Source organism: Bacillus sp. BB081 (assembly GCF_008368895.1).
Taxonomy (GTDB): Bacteria; Bacillota; Bacilli; order Bacillales; family Bacillaceae_G; genus Bacillus_A; species Bacillus_A wiedmannii.
The window spans coordinates 1-15,209 of record NZ_QOZX01000029.1 but is presented as its reverse complement, the minus strand read 5'-3'; the positions used below and the strand labels follow the sequence as shown (position 1 = coordinate 15,209).

General features: G+C 34.5%; 17 protein-coding genes and 1 pseudogene. 12 read left to right on the top strand and 6 right to left on the bottom strand.

The features are described from left to right. Positions 1 to 46 precede the first annotated feature (46 nt). Positions 47 to 757, top strand: a complete 711-nt coding sequence (locus DN394_RS14820; RefSeq protein ID WP_149293912.1) for a YjjG family noncanonical pyrimidine nucleotidase — start codon at positions 47 to 49, stop codon at positions 755 to 757. A 172-nt stretch (positions 758 to 929) separates the two neighbouring features. Continuing rightward, positions 930 to 1,892 carry a tubby C-terminal domain-like protein gene (locus DN394_RS14815; RefSeq protein WP_149293911.1) on the top strand — a complete coding sequence of 321 codons (963 nt, stop codon included), beginning with the start codon at positions 930 to 932 and terminating at the stop codon, positions 1,890 to 1,892. 68 nt (positions 1,893 to 1,960) lie between these two features. On the opposite strand, the gene DN394_RS14810 is transcribed toward DN394_RS14815, so the two are convergent. After that, positions 1,961 to 2,161, bottom strand: a complete 201-nt coding sequence (locus DN394_RS14810; RefSeq protein WP_000896301.1) for a helix-turn-helix transcriptional regulator — start codon at positions 2,159 to 2,161, stop codon at positions 1,961 to 1,963. Next, entirely contained in the window at positions 2,149 to 2,508 is a 360-nt protein-coding gene (locus DN394_RS14805; RefSeq protein WP_149293910.1) for a DUF3796 domain-containing protein, read from the bottom strand. Before DN394_RS14805 ends, DN394_RS14810 begins: the two co-directional genes overlap by 13 nt. Before the next feature lie 179 nt (positions 2,509 to 2,687). On the opposite strand from DN394_RS14805, the gene DN394_RS14800 reads away from it, so the two are divergent. From DN394_RS14800 to DN394_RS14775, 6 genes are all read left to right on the top strand, one after another. After that, on the top strand, positions 2,688 to 2,882 hold the full coding sequence (locus tag DN394_RS14800) for a hypothetical protein (RefSeq protein ID WP_000958865.1): 195 nt from the start codon (positions 2,688 to 2,690) through the stop codon (positions 2,880 to 2,882). Positions 2,883 to 2,970: 88 nt separating this feature from the next. Next, complete coding sequence (locus DN394_RS14795) at positions 2,971 to 3,696, top strand: ABC transporter ATP-binding protein (protein WP_046957932.1); 726 nt, start codon at positions 2,971 to 2,973, stop codon at positions 3,694 to 3,696. Then, entirely contained in the window at positions 3,689 to 5,347 is a 1,659-nt protein-coding gene (locus tag DN394_RS14790; RefSeq protein WP_098705075.1) for a putative ABC transporter permease subunit, read from the top strand. Before DN394_RS14795 ends, DN394_RS14790 begins: the two co-directional genes overlap by 8 nt. A gap of 56 nt (positions 5,348 to 5,403) precedes the next feature. Then, positions 5,404 to 6,162 carry an SDR family oxidoreductase gene (locus tag DN394_RS14785; protein WP_149293909.1) on the top strand — a complete coding sequence of 253 codons (759 nt, stop codon included), beginning with the start codon at positions 5,404 to 5,406 and terminating at the stop codon, positions 6,160 to 6,162. Between the two features lie 338 nt (positions 6,163 to 6,500). Further along, entirely contained in the window at positions 6,501 to 7,211 is a 711-nt protein-coding gene (locus DN394_RS14780) for a hypothetical protein (RefSeq protein ID WP_149293908.1), read from the top strand. A gap of 92 nt (positions 7,212 to 7,303) precedes the next feature. Beyond that, the gene (locus DN394_RS14775; protein ID WP_149293907.1) at positions 7,304 to 8,362 is read left to right on the top strand and encodes a pyruvate kinase; all 1,059 of its coding nucleotides are present in this window, start codon (positions 7,304 to 7,306) and stop codon (positions 8,360 to 8,362) included. A 50-nt stretch (positions 8,363 to 8,412) separates the two neighbouring features. On the opposite strand, the gene DN394_RS14770 is transcribed toward DN394_RS14775, so the two are convergent. Together DN394_RS14770 and DN394_RS14765 are read right to left on the bottom strand one after the other, a co-directional pair. Continuing rightward, positions 8,413 to 8,694: a DUF1292 domain-containing protein gene (locus tag DN394_RS14770; protein WP_002008111.1), complete on the bottom strand. Its 282-nt coding sequence runs from the start codon at positions 8,692 to 8,694 to the stop codon at positions 8,413 to 8,415. 150 nt (positions 8,695 to 8,844) lie between these two features. Next, the gene (locus DN394_RS14765) at positions 8,845 to 9,525 is read right to left on the bottom strand and encodes an NAD(P)H-dependent oxidoreductase (protein WP_149293906.1); all 681 of its coding nucleotides are present in this window, start codon (positions 9,523 to 9,525) and stop codon (positions 8,845 to 8,847) included. A gap of 128 nt (positions 9,526 to 9,653) precedes the next feature. Between DN394_RS14765 and DN394_RS14760 the strand changes: the two genes are divergently transcribed. Continuing rightward, a complete protein-coding gene (locus tag DN394_RS14760) occupies positions 9,654 to 10,034 on the top strand; it encodes a winged helix-turn-helix transcriptional regulator (RefSeq protein WP_000340640.1) in 381 nt (126 codons plus the stop codon). 121 nt (positions 10,035 to 10,155) lie between these two features. Here DN394_RS14760 and DN394_RS14755 read toward each other — a convergent pair whose 3' ends face one another. Together DN394_RS14755 and DN394_RS14750 are read right to left on the bottom strand one after the other, a co-directional pair. Then, positions 10,156 to 10,464: a hypothetical protein gene (locus DN394_RS14755; RefSeq protein WP_087981261.1), complete on the bottom strand. Its 309-nt coding sequence runs from the start codon at positions 10,462 to 10,464 to the stop codon at positions 10,156 to 10,158. Between the two features lie 162 nt (positions 10,465 to 10,626). Then, entirely contained in the window at positions 10,627 to 11,904 is a 1,278-nt protein-coding gene (locus DN394_RS14750) for a histidine--tRNA ligase (protein WP_149293905.1), read from the bottom strand. Between the two features lie 344 nt (positions 11,905 to 12,248). Between DN394_RS14750 and ybaK the strand changes: the two genes are divergently transcribed. The 3 genes and pseudogenes from ybaK to DN394_RS14725 form a co-directional block, all read left to right on the top strand. Next, a complete protein-coding gene (gene ybaK / locus DN394_RS14745; RefSeq protein WP_149293904.1) occupies positions 12,249 to 12,725 on the top strand; it encodes a Cys-tRNA(Pro) deacylase in 477 nt (158 codons plus the stop codon). Positions 12,726 to 12,977: 252 nt separating this feature from the next. Further along, positions 12,978 to 14,096 carry an IS200/IS605 family element RNA-guided endonuclease TnpB gene (tnpB, locus tag DN394_RS14735; RefSeq protein WP_149293903.1) on the top strand — a complete coding sequence of 373 codons (1,119 nt, stop codon included), beginning with the start codon at positions 12,978 to 12,980 and terminating at the stop codon, positions 14,094 to 14,096. A 942-nt stretch (positions 14,097 to 15,038) separates the two neighbouring features. After that, positions 15,039 to 15,209 (top strand): annotated as a pseudogene (locus DN394_RS14725) (serine hydrolase domain-containing protein); the annotation flags it as partial.

Sequence of the window (15,209 nt, the reverse complement as noted above, 5' to 3'; positions counted from 1 at the left end):
TGAGAAAATACAAGTTGTAAATAACGTACTAGCTGAGGAGAGAGTAATGAAATATAAAGTTATATTATTCGACGTAGATGATACATTATTAGATTTTCCTGAAACAGAAAGAAACGCATTACATAACGCGTTTGTACAGTTTAGGATGCCTACAGGATATAATGATTATCTTGCAAGTTATAAAAAGATTAGTAATGGATTATGGAGAGATTTAGAAAATAAAATGATTACGCTAAGTGAATTAGCGGTAGATCGATTTAGACAATTATTTACCCTTCATAATATAGAAGTAGATGCGCAGCAATTTAGTGATGTATACCTTGAAAACTTAGGGAAAGAAGTACATCTTATAGAAGGTGCAGTGCAATTATGTGAAAATCTACAAGATTGCAAGTTAGGTATTATTACGAATGGATATACGAAGGTGCAACAATCTAGAATTGGAAATTCGCCTTTATGTAATTTCTTTGATCATATTATTATTTCAGAAGAGGTTGGTCATCAAAAACCAGCACGTGAGATTTTTGATTATGCATTTGAGAAGTTTGGGATTACTGATAAATCAAGTGTATTAATCGTTGGAGATTCGCTAACTTCTGATATGAAAGGCGGAGAAGATTACGGCATTAATACGTGTTGGTATAATCCGAGTTTGAAAGAAAATAAGACAGATGTTAAGCCGACTTATGAAGTGGAGAGCCTGCTACAAATTTTAGAAATTGTGGAAGTGGCGGAAGAAAAGGTAGTTTCATTTTAATCGTGTTGATATTTTTCGATAAGTCGATATTATTTGTCGAATAGTTGATATATCGAAAAAATCGTTGATATATTTTGAGTTACGGTAGATATATTGGAAAAATCGTCAATATAATTTGAGTTGCGTTCAATTTATAGGTACGATCGGTGTAATAACTAGAGGTGAGTGAAGAATGTTAACGTTTTTATTTGAGTTAGACAAGGCTATTCCGCAGAAGGATGAGCCACGGTATGCCGCTTATGCAAATGGCTTTATTGAAGGGGATTTAACGATTCGTGCGAGTGACCGCGTACTTTTTCAGAAGTCATGCATGAAGGTTGCAGAGCTTGGCATTTATTTAGGACAGTGGATGGAACAAGTGCAACATGGGCAGAAAGAACAATTGAATTATGAAACGAGTGACCGTGAGGAAGTAATTCTCAGATTCTTCTATGAAGAGGAAGATCAGTGGAAAATTTCTTCCAGTTGGCAACAATTTGAACTTCAAGAGCGTATATCCACTACAGCATTAGTAGAGAGCGTTCAACGTTATTTATATGAGCTAAATAAAGAACTGCGCGCGATAGAATATCCTGTGACGTTTGATCAGTACTTAAGAGGAGAGCGAATGATGCAGCTTTCTTACAAACGACTGTGTGATAGTAAAGCGGATACGACGTCGATAGAAGTTTACAATGAAAGCGAAAGAGTAGGCGTAGTACGAGGCTATTATAAAAATACGTTGATGAAAGTGCTAGACTTCATTCCGAAAGTCGGTAGTAATATCATTTATGAAATAAAGGATAGTAAGGACAATATTCGCGTCATTGCAAAGGATGTAAGTAGGCAGCGCCAAAGAAGGATTTTAGTAACGTACATCGATAATAATGATGCAGAGCATGAAATACTTGTATGTGACGGAAAGCTATTAGATGCAAATTTCTTATTTACCTTTACATATAAGAAAGAAGAATATGTTGTTCACAAAACTTCAATTGGGCTTGGAAAGTTATTACGGAACGGCTATGTAATCGCAGATTGGAATATTCGTCTTGAGGAAGATATGTATCACATCGGGATGAATGTGTATGATGAGGGCTATATAGAAGATCAATATTTACTGTTAGGCGTATTTCATGCTGTTTTGTATGGGTGATAAATGAGAAGTACCGGTATTCTTTATGGAAAGAATGCCGGTATTTTTATATGATTTTTTGTCTTCAATTAATCCTCGAAAATAAAAATCTCATCAATTGTACTATGAAGTGCCTTCGCAATATCGTGAGCAAGTTGCAAGGAAGGATTGTATTTTCCTTTTTCGAGATGGCTTATCGTTTCACGACGTACACCAACACTTTTCGCTAAATCTTCTTGTGTCATATTCAATTTAGCACGGTATTCTTTTATTTTCGTTACGAACGCCATGGCGCATCTTCCATTTCATCAACTGGTTTATCGTAAAAGAACATAGAGAAGCCGAACGTAAGAATGAGTGTGCTGAAAATAAGAGCAATATCAATCTCTTGTAGCACCGGGTTTGGAAATAACATTTCAATAAACATAATGATAGCGGTAGTTAGTAATGTAACGATAAAGGCATTACGGCACGATTTATTGACGATTTGTTCAAACAGTTCATCGTGTTGAACTGTTCTATACGATGTGAAAAAGGAGAAGAAACAAAACATAGTAAACAACCCTTTTTCATAAAAAAAGCCGAGGAAACCGAAGAAACCGAGAAATCCTAAATATTTTATCCAAGTTGTTTTCATAATAGGTCCTCCTTACAATGTTAGAAATAATTCACGTTATGTTATAAATATATCACATATGAAAATGTATAGTAATAATAGTTTTCCAATCCTTTTCATAATAATAGTAAAAAGAGGAAATATACTGCGAAATAAAGAGGATAATATTGTAAAATGGTTGTAAGGAGGGGGAGGAAGGAATGTTAACTTGGATCATGATCGTTGTATTACTTGTAGTGATTACTGTAGTGGCGACGGTGTTAATTGGGCGAAATGGTGATGCGAATTATAGTAAAGCGACAAAAGGGAATATTAAACGGCTGACGATGATTTATATTATATTAGCTGTCGTTTTAATCGTTGGATTAGGCGTTTATATTTATTTTAAAGGTTAAAAAACTGAAAAAATATAAAAATCTAAAAATAGAAGTATGCTATAATATTGATATAGTTATTTGGTAATTAAGGAAAGGATTGGATGGAATGATTGAAATTACGAATGTGTCAAAAAGTTATAATGGGTCTACTTATGCAGTAAAAGATTTAAGTTTATCTGTGCCTAGCGGAGAAATTTTTGGATTTTTAGGACCGAATGGTGCGGGTAAATCAACGACAATTAAGATGATTACTGGTATTCATGGGGTGGACAAAGGAACGATTACGATTAACGGTAAAGATATTATGAAAAATCCGATGGAAGCGAAAAAGACGTTTGGTTATGTTCCAGATAGCCCAGATATGTTTTTACGATTAAAGGGAATTGAATATTTAAACTTTATGGCAGATATGTATGAAGTGCCGAAAGAAGTACGACAAGAGCGAATTGAGTCTTTAGCGAAGAAATTTGATCTTTACAATGCGTTATCGGATCAAATTCAAAGTTACTCGCACGGAATGAGACAGAAAATCGTTATTATTGGTGTGCTCGTGCATGAGCCAGATGTATGGATTTTAGATGAACCGTTAACGGGGCTTGATCCGAAATCCGCATATATTTTAAAAGAAATGATGAGAGAACATGCGGATAAAGGAAAGATTGTATTTTTCTCGACACACGTATTAGAAGTGGCGGAAAAAATATGTGACCGTGTTGCGATTATTAATAAGGGGAATTTGCAGTTTAAAGGGAATTTAGGTGAAATGAGAGATCATTTTAAATCCAATGAATCACTTGAAAAAATGTTCTTGGAGATGACGGGCAATGAGTAAAATTTGGACGTTAACGAAGGTATTATTGAAATTAAATTATGCAGATTTCATAACAGATAAGAAGAAGCGATGGGCGTATGTATTTTCATTTGCAGCCATTTTATTTGTCGGCTTTTTAATATTTGGTTCGATGACGCACGGAATGTATGAAGGTATGAAACATTTAGGGCAAGATCCAGGAATGATTATCGCAATGGGACTTGCGATTGCGAGTATATGGGTATTTTTAATGAGTATAACGAACATTTTAACTGTATTTTACTACAGTAATGACATTGAAATGTTATTGCCGTTACCATTGAAACCAGCGCAGATTATTTCGGCAAAATTTTTAACGGTATTAATTACACAATACGTAATGAGTTCATTTATTTTACTACCAATCTTTATTACGTACGGGTTAAAAAGTGGCGCATTTATTACATATTACATATACATGATTTTTATTTACTTACTTTTCCCGATTGTGCCGTTAGTGTTAGCTTCGTTACTGATGACAGTTATTATGAGGTATACGAATATAGCGAAAAATAAAGATCGAGGCAATATATTTATTGGAATCGTAAGTATACTATTTATTGTAGGAATTAATGTATTTTTACAGTGGAAAAATAAAAGTTCGTTTTCTGAAGATGCACTTACGAATTATCTTGCGAACAACGAATCTTCTCTTCTAGTACAAATGACAAATTATTTTCCAACTACATATTTTGGAGCAGTGGCATTAGTAGAAAATGCAAATTGGAAGGGTCCTTTATACGTAATCATCTTTGCACTTATTTCATTTGTATTCTTTGTGTTGTTTTATTACATTGCAGAGCGTACATATTTAAAAGGGGTAATTGGACTTTCAACGAGTACAGCAAAAAAAGAAGTCATTTCAGCAGAAGGCTTACAGAAATCAACGGTACAAAGTTCACATTTGAAAGCGTATGTGAAAAAAGAATTTAAAACGTTATTCCGTACACCACAATTTTTCTTAAATTGTATCGTACAAACTTTCGTTATGCCGATTATGTTATTCTTTGTTTTATTCGTGCAAGATGGAAATTTAAAGTGGATCACAGGGTATATTGATAACCCAAAATCAGCAGGATTGGCGATTGGTGTAGGGCTTTGTGCATCGCTATTTTTAATGGGAAGTAACGTCATCGCAACAACATCATTTTCACGAGATGGAAGTTCATGGTTTGTGAATCGTTATTTACCAGTAAAAGCTTCAGATATCTTTTTTGCGAAAGCGATAACTGCTTGGTTAATTAATGTAATTATTTTAGCGGTATTCGGTATTACGATGGCAGTTGTAGCAGGGATTTCTCCTGTGTTTATGTTACTGTGGTTTTTACTAAGTGCGAACGGGTTATTGTTAATTAATTTAATCGGTACACGTTGGGATGCACAAACTGCAGATATACATTGGGATACAGAACAGAAATTATTTAAGAGCCGCTATACAACATTGTGGAATTTTTTAGCTAATATTTTTATAGCTTTAGTTATTGTAGCGGGAGTAAGTCTATTATACTTCTTCCTTCAAGTAGGACTGTGGGTTATGTTTATTGTTTTATTTGTAATGTTTACGATCGTAAATTATATCTTCATTAAAATTTTGAAATTAGGTGCAGAACGTATATTGTCAAATATTGAATAAAAAGATAGATCCTCTGTATTCGTGCAGGGGATTTATCCATAGATGGAGGAGAAAAGGTGAAGAAAATAGCAATTGTAACAGGGGCCACTCGTCTGAATGGAATTGGTGCAGCTGTATGCAAGGTGCTTGCTCAAAAAGGGATAGACATTTTTTTCACGTACTGGTCTCAGTATGATAAAGCGATGCCGTGGGGAATGCATGACAAAGAGCCCTTTTTGTTGAAAGAGGAGATTGAAAGTTTAGGTGTTCGATGTGAAATGGCAGAAATCAATTTATCGCAGTCGTATTCACCAAATCGTTTGTTTTATATGGTCTCAGAACGTTTAGGTGATCCATCTATTTTAATTAATAATGCAGCGTATGCTACTCATACGAGAATTGAAGAATTAAATGTAGAACAGTTAGATAAACATTATACGGTAAATGTTCGGGCTACTATGTTATTAAGTTCATTATTTATAGAACACTATGCACTGAAAACGAGTGGCAGTATTATTAATCTTACTTCAGGACAGTCATTAGGTCCGATGCCAGATGAATTAGCGTACGTAGCGACAAAAGGAGCAATTGAAGCATTTACAAAATCAGTAGCACCAGTTGCGATGGAGAAGGGGATTACAGTAAATGCTGTTGATCCAGGGCCGACGAATACAGGGTGGATAACAGAGGAGCTGAAGCATCATTTAGTATGGAAGTTCCCACAAGGTAAAGTAGGAGAACCAGCGGATGCAGCGCGCTTAATTTCTTTCTTAGTAAGTGAAGAAGCAAAATGGATTACGGGGCAAGTCATTCATTCGAACGGTGGTTACTCATAAATATATTATGTTAACAAATGTTGAGAAACAAAAAAATAAAAGAAAATTTTATTTTTTTGTATAAATAAAATGTCAAGAAAGATAAAAATTTGATAGGAGAGTATATCGTCATATAAAGATAGTGATTCCCCATGTGACAATATACTCTTTTTCTTTTACTACAGAGAAGAAAAATGAAGTAGAAGAAACTCGAATATTCAAATGGGTTTATCAGTTTTTGTACGTATTATTATGAAGATTACTGTCGGAAAGATGGTAATTCATGTGAAAAGGGATTTTTTAAGGGGAAATCGAATCGTAAAGGGGAGGATAAATAAAGTAAACATAGGGGGATTTATATGAAAATGAAAAAGGTCGCTATCGCATCGATAACAATTGGTACAATGCTTACTATGGCAGCTTGTAGTCCTTCAGCAGAGAAAGAGACAGAAAAGAAAGAACAAGTAACAGCGCAAAATGAAGGAGAAGCAAAAACGACAAGTGCAGATGAGACGTCAAAAACAACGAAAGATACTGAAAAAGATACAAATACTTCTTCAAATGAAAAAACAGATAAAGATGCAAAAAATACGAAAGAATCATCAGGAACAGAAAGTAACGGTAAAACATCATCTCAAAATGAGGATGTGAAAACAAAAGAAAAAGAGACGACAGGAAAAACGAATGACGAAACGGCTAGCGGAAAAACAACAGATCAAAGTACAAGTACAAACTCAAACGGAAAAACAACGAAAGATCCGAAGAAAAGCGTAGCTGTGAAAACGAGTGTTAAAGAAGTTGCTGCATTAGTTGATAGCTTAGACAAGCAATTAGCTGCTAATCCGAAATTAGATACAGTAAATAAACTTGGAAAACAAATTAATGAAAAGTGGGATGTAATCGAGAAAGAGTTAGAAGCATCACATCCAGCTGAATATAAAACAATCGGGCAAAGTATGTATCCGTTAATTGTAGGAGCGGAGAAAGAAAAGATCGATATTAATAAAATGAAGTCATTAACGACAAAAACGAAAAAAGATTTAAATCAGTTATTAACGAAACTTTCGTAGTTTGAAAAGCCTACTTGTGTGAGTAGGCTTTTTTGTGTTGAGAGTGTAAGTAAAGTTTATGGGAATCCTAACGAAAAAGGAGGGTGATAAAAATGACAATCGATCGTGTTTGTACAATTGGGCCAGCAAGTAATAATAAAGAAACGTTAGCGCAGTTAATAAACAATGGTATGAAAATAGTACGGTTGAATTTATCACATGGCACACATGAAAGTCATAAAGACATCATTCGTTTAGTCAAATCGTTAGACGATTCTATTAAAATCTTAGGCGATGTACAAGGTCCTAAAATAAGGTTAGGTGAAATAAAAGGAGAACAAATTAAACTTCAGGCGGAAGATTCTTTTATTTTACATACGCAACCAGTTACAGGGAGTAATAGGGAAGCAAGTGTTGATTATGAAGGAATCGCAAATGATGTGAAAGTTGGAAGTAGAATTTTAATTAATGATGGCGAAGTTGAGTTAATCGTTGAAAAGGTAAGTGCGGATAAAATAGAAACAAAGGTCAAAACAGGTGGTAATATCTCATCTCATAAAGGGGTGAACTTACCAGGGGCAATCGTTAGTTTACCAGCTATTACAGAGAAAGATAAAAATGACATTCAGTTTCTTTTAGAAGAAAATGTTGATTTTATCGCATGTTCTTTCGTACGGAAACCTAGTCATATAAAAGAAATACGTGATTATATACAACAGTATAAAGAAACATCACCTAATTTAATTGCAAAAATAGAAACGCTGGAAGCAATCGAGAATTTTCAAGATATATGTAAAGAAGCAGACGGAATTATGATTGCAAGGGGTGATTTAGGAGTAGAGTTGCCGTATCAATTTATTCCGCTCTTGCAGAAAATGATGATTCAGGAATGTAATCGAACGAATACATATGTTATTACAGCGACACAAATGCTGCAATCTATGGTAGATCATTCTATTCCAACAAGGGCTGAGGTAACTGATGTGTTTCAAGCTGTACTGGACGGAACGAATGCAGTTATGCTTTCTGCTGAAAGTGCATCCGGCGAGCATCCGATTGAAAGTGTAAAAACATTACGTCTCGTTTCTGAATTCGCTGAACATGTGAAAAAAGACGGGCCTTTTGTGATGAAAGATGTATTGGAATTGTTGCATAAGTCTTTGGATGAGTGATAAATAAAAAGAGGGCGGATATGCATCCACCCTCGTGTTTTTCATTCATATTATTCTTGCTCTTGCTCATCCAAAATTTTATCAAAAGCAGCAGATACTTTATCAAACTCTTCATCATTTTCAATGTATGAAAACTCATTATCTTCTTCTACTTTTAAAAAGAAAATATCAATGTCTTCCTCAGATTCTGTTTGAATGTCTTCTACGAAGGCAACTGCAATATATTCTGCGCCTTCGACATCCATCGCTCCGAGTACTTCTACTTCCTGATCCTCATTATTCTCATCACTGAGAGTAAACACTTCGCCAACTTCAATATCAGACATATCCATTCTCCTCCTGTTCGACTCTAAAAAATAGAGCGCTCAAACTTTATACATACTAACATATCTTTCCATGAAAAATCAATTTCATACATAAGAAAAATCAAATTCTACTTCTTTAGTATGAGTATCCAGCGATAAGGAGCGAGTGCTATATTACTAAATCCATTCGACAATTGTATCCATAGTCTGTCTTGTTTTATCACGCTTTGGCTCTTCTTTACGGTAACCAAAGGCAACCATAACTGATATTTCAAGATTATCGTCTTTTATAATACCTTCTTGACGAAGTAAAGAATCTACTTTCTCTTTATCAAATCCTTCTATTGGACAAGAATCAATCCCGATTTGAGCTGCGCTCGTCATCATATTACCTAAAGCAATATAAGATTGCTTAGATGCCCAATCAAATACAGCACGATCCGATTGTAACAAGTTAAAATCGGATTCTTGGAACTTTTTGAAGAATTCATATCTAATTTTTTGAGTGTCTTCAGGTAATCCAATAATATCGTTCATCATATATTTAATATACTCTGCATCATAATGCATATCTTTAATGTTTCTTGAAAGAACTATGACAAAGTGACTTGCTGTTGCAAGTTGCCCACCAGCGCCCCATGAATACGGTTGTAGTTTTTCTCTTACTTCTTTATTTTGTACGACAACAAATTTCCAAGGTTCATATCCGAAAGAAGAAGGGGATAATCTGCCTGTTTCTAAAATGAAATTAAAATCTTCTTCTGAAATTTTTTGCATAGGATCGAACGCTTTACATGCATGTCTGAAATGAAAAGCCTCCATAATTTTTTCTTTTGTAATTTGATTTGTATTTGTCATAAAAGTTCCTCTTTTCATTTATTTATTTTGTAAGTAAATTATATTTTTAAAGTAACATAGAAACAAGTACGCACATTTATGTGGTATAGTATCAAAAAAGATACTAATGTTAAGGGAAGGGATTTATTATGGATTGTTCAAAAGAAAATAATATAAATTACCCATTTCTAAATAAATATTCTTGTCCAGTGGAAGCGATGGTTGAGGTCATTGGAGGGAAATGGAAAGGGGTTATTTTGTATCATTTATTAGATGGTACGAAGCGGTTTAATGAATTAAAAAGATTAAAACCTAATATCACACAAAGAATGTTAACGCTTCAGCTTAGAGAACTTGAAGCAGATGGCATCATACATCGTGAAGTATACCGTGAAGTGCCGCCAAAAGTAGAATATTCATTAACTGAGCTCGGTGAATCACTACGTCCAATGATTCTATTAATGATGGAGTGGGCCACTCATAATATGGAGAAAGTTTTGGAGAGTAGGAATACGAAAAATAATAGTTAAGAGTTGGAGAAATAAAAGGTGTTTTCCATAGGTGAAGACACCTTTTATTTTTTACTTTCTAAAATTTTGGTTGTCATTAAAATGCATGTGAATCTATTCTTGGGATGTGCTATTGATTTTGCTATGAATCAAAAACTTTCTTTTTAGTAGTGGAAATTGCATCTAATAAAAGGAAAACGGCTGCTATAATATGTAGAACGATTTCTATATAAGGAAAGAAGGCAACTAGAGTAACGATAATACCGATATAATGAGGGTACGTATTCATGGCTGCTTTTTTAGATAATAAAATAGTAGTGATATGTAAAGCAATCACTAGTAAAGGTATACCATATAGGTTAGCATGATTTAGAAATAAATAACAAAAAGGAATCAATAAAAGATGATAGATCCCTGTGGCCCACTTTAGTGCTTGTATGTAAGTTTTCAAAGTAAATCCTCCTAAAATCATTCATATCTACATATTACCAAAAATAACAGATAATTAGATATTGAATACTTGTGATTTTTAGTAGAATGTAATTATTTTATGTAAACTAATTGTTTCGTTATCTATAAGATAGAAAAACCACCCAAACGAGGGTGGTTCGTATTATAAATAACTACTTAAAGAAGAAAGGGAGACTTTCACCTCACTACCTTCCTTCATATTCCGCAGCATAACGGTTTCTGTATTAAGTTCTTCTTCTCCAATAATAAGCACATAAGGGATATTCACTTTATTGGCATAATTAAGGGCACGTTTTAATTTGCGGCCTGCTAGTTCAAGTTCAACTTTTAAGGAAGTGGTAGAACGTAATTGCTGGGCAATTTGTAAGCATTGTAATTCTGTCCCGAGTGGGATGATAAATACATCCGCTGTAGATGATATCGTTTCTTTCTGTGAGAGTGCTGTATAAATAACGTCTAAACCGAATGAAATACCGACTGTTGGATAGCTCATATTATCACCACGGAATGCCCCAATAATATTATCGTATCGACCGCCGCTACCGATGCTGGATGTAATTGAGCCGTCTTTTAGAAAGATTTCATATACGGTGCCTGTGTACATTGTAAGTCCTCGTGCTAAAAATGGATTGAATATAGCATTCTCATTTATTCCAAGGGCGATTAAATATTGTTGTAATTGTTGTAATTCGTTTACTCCATCGGCAACGAGTGGAGTATTGAAAGCTTCTTTAAAGTCAGCAATTGTAAGCTCTAGACAAGATAAAACGGTATTACATATCGTATCAGCCATTTCTTCAGAAATTCCGCGCTCTAATACATCTTTTCGTACACCATCAATCCCAATCTTTTCGATTTTATCTAATGATAAAATGACGTCACTCGTTCGTTCAGTAGGGATGTTAATGGACTCGAGTATACCGTTTAATAATTTTCGGTTATTATATTGGATCGTTACTTCTAAGTTTAACGTTCGGAACAGTTCAAACGCCATACTCATAAGTTCCGCTTCTGCCATGACAGATTCTACACCGACTATATCAACGTCGCATTGTATGAACTCACGAAATCTTCCTTGTTTAATTGGCCCATCTCGAAATACTTTTCCAATTTCATACCGTTTAAAAGGGAGGCGGATGTTCGGATTCATTGCCACGACTTTTGCGAATGGAATTGTTAAATCGTAGCGTAAGGAAAGGTCACGTTTTCCTTGATCTTGAAGCGTATATATTTCCTTTAATATTTCATCGCCACCGCCGTATTTGTAAGACATAAGTTCATACATATTTAACGTTGGTGTTTCTAACGGTTTACATCCGTATCGTTCAAATGTGTCTTCACAAGCTCTTTTAATTTTATTTCGCAGCACTTGTTCCTCTGGTAAATAGTCTTTCGTTCCTTTTACATTTTTCATTTCCATAGTAATCACTCCTTTTTAAATTAAAAAAAGCTATGCGGGTATAAAAATACCCACATAGCTTTATGAACGCTTCGTGGGTCAACAGGAAAAGCCCTGTACCCACGAAGAAAAATTTTTCTTCGGATACACGGCGTTACGTATGATGATGAAGTTGGAAAGACGTATTAAAATTTTGCATTAGAAATCTCTCCTTAACATAAGTTTTTCCAAATTATATCAGATGATTTTTGAATTATCAATATTTTTAGTTTTGAAATATACGTGAAGTTATGTAGGAGAAATGGAAAAGGGTGTATAATAAAAGCAAAATTAATGTTATGAAATAACTTTTTAAGGAGAAACCCATGAAAAAAGATAAAACAAATGTAATGCGAATATTAGATAAAGAGAAAATTGAATATTCGATGATGTCATATGATCCAGACGATGGGAAAATTGATGGCGTATCAGTAGCTGAGAAAATTGGACGAGAAGTGAGAGAAGTATATAAAACGTTAATCGCTCAAGGAAATAGTAAAAATTATCATGTGTTTATCATCCCAGTAGATGAGGAACTAAATTTAAAAGCTGCCGCAAAAGCGGTAAGTGAAAAGAAGATTGAAATGATTCCTGTAAAAGATATTACAAAAGTATCAGGATATATTCGCGGCGGTTGTTCACCAGTTGGAATGAAGAAGTTATTATCTACATGTATTGATGAGAGTGCTCAATCACTTGAAACGATCATAGTAAGCGGCGGGAAAATTGGTATCCAAATTGAGCTGAAAGTGGATGACTTGGCGAAAGTGACGAGAGCACAGTTTGGTGAGATAACGAAGTAAATATACATAGGGAAAGAAGTTCTAGTTTTATCAATTTAGCCAAGAAGACTCCTTCCTCAAGGAGCGTGAAGGGCGTATCCCAGCGAGTAGGTGGGAGATGAATTGGCTTCGAACAAGAGATGGCAGGAAGTCATCTTAATTGTTCGACATATGTAAAGTGTTACCGGATAATTTGTCATAATCACTTCACTATCAATCGAATGTATGTTTGTTATATAATAGAAATATATCGAAATGGAGGTGAAACGAAGGATGATCAATAAAGCGTATAAATTTCGTATCTATCCAAATAAAGCACAAGCGATCCTGATCAATAAAACGATTGGTTGTTCTCGTTTTGTATTCAATCACTTCCTATCTCTATGGGATAATGCATACAAAGAAACAGGAAAAGGTTTGACATATGGTACATGCTCTGCCAAACTTCCTGCCATGAAGAAAGAGTTTGTTTGGCTAAAAGAAGTGGATAGTATTGCTATTCAATCGTCTGTTCGCAACCTTGCGGATGCTTATACACGCTTTTTTAAAAAACAAAACAGTGCCCCGCGTTTCAAATCTAAAAAGAACAACGTACAATCTTATACCACAAAACAAACAAATGAAAACATTGCTGTTGTGGGAAACAAAATGAAATTGCCGAAACTAGGTCTTGTTCGATTTGCCAAAAGTCGTGAAGTAAAGGGACGTATTTTAAATGCTACGGTTAGACGGAACCCTTCTGGCAGATACTTTGTGTCATTGTTAGTTGAAACAGAAGTGCAAGAACTTCCGAAAACACATTCTTATATTGGAATGGATGTAGGATTAAAAGATTTCACCATTTTGTCAGATGGAACAACCTATAAAAACCCTAAATTTTTTCGCTCATTGGAAGAGAAGTTGGCAAAAGCACAGCGTGTTCTTTCTAGAAGAATGAAAGGATCTTCTCGCTGGAATAAACAACGAGTAAGGGTAGCTAGAATTCATGAATACATAGCTAATGCTAGAAAAGATTACTTGGACAAAATCTCAACTGAAATCATCAAAAACCACGATGTTATCAGTATAGAAGATTTGCAAGTATCGAATATGTTAAAAAATCATAAGTTAGCAAAAGCGATTAGTGAAGTATCTTGGTCACAATTTAGAACGTTGCTAGAATACAAGGCAAAATGGTATGGAAAACAAGTCATTCTGGTATCCAAAACATTTGCTTCAAGCCAATTATGTTCTTGTTGTGGGTATCAAAATAAAGACGTTAAGAATCTAAATCTTCGTGAATGGGATTGTCCTGAGTGCAATAGTCATCACGACAGAGATATTAACGCAAGTATCAATCTTAAAAATGAAGCTTTAAGGCTTCTAACCGTAGGAACTACGGGGATAGCCTAATGAATTAGAAGCCATTAGGCTTCTGTACTTAGGAATCTCCCACTTCAAACAGTCCGTAAGGACGTTAAGTGGTGAGTAGTTCAATAAACTTAGATAAAGATTTATAGGATAATTAGTCCATTATGATGGCGGATTATCCTGTTTTATTTACATAATGAATGAAATGAAAAAAGATTGCATTTGTAGTTTGATCAATAAAATATGGATGTGTAATTTGAATCATTTGTTTGGCTATAGGAGGAGTACAATGCCTCGTTGCAAGAACTGTAAATAAACAAGCTGAGTTACTCTTAAAGATAGACAAAGGATGGGAGGGGGGAATGAGGGTTCAAGAAATACCCATAAGAAAGCACATATTGGGGGATGCCAGTATTTTTGAAAACCCCCATGCTAAGAGTATGCAAGATTTTATACAGTTTTTCGGCTAATCCAGTAACAAACAAGAACCCTGAAACTCACGCCAGGATAGGAATGTATAGAATAATACAAAAAGAAAACGCAGAAACCCAATTGTATCAAAGGTTTGTGTGTTTTCTTTGCTACCGATAATAGGACGTTATGTTAACCTTACATGAATATCTTATTCATCCAATTTTGTACGAGATTCATAATGTCCACGCTAGAACGCCCATTTTAGACAGGTGTATAGTGATAATAAAGTTATTGAATTTTGATTAAAAAAGATAAGAGCCTTACTACATTCTATATGCAGCAAGGCTCTTTAAAGTTGTTTCAAATTATATCCATCTGCTTATGTAATGCTTAAAAAATGAATAATAAAGTTGTTTACTTCTTATTGAACTAACGCCCCCGTTAGTTTAAGTGTAACTCTTCACAATCATTTGATATTATATAGGTAAATAGAAAGATAAATTAGAGTTTAGTTTATAGTTATAAAAATAAGTTATTTTTCCCCTTATAATTCTTCAAAAAGGAGAGTATATGAAAAAAACTATTGTTTTTGTATTAACGATATTTATATTATTCTCAGGATTCGTAACACAAGGTTATGCGTTGTCAGATTCGAAATCTGTGGCAATACAAGCATTGCTAGATGATGCCTGTCGTACGTCAGGTGTGCCTGGAATGTCAATCTCAATACTTGCTGATGGT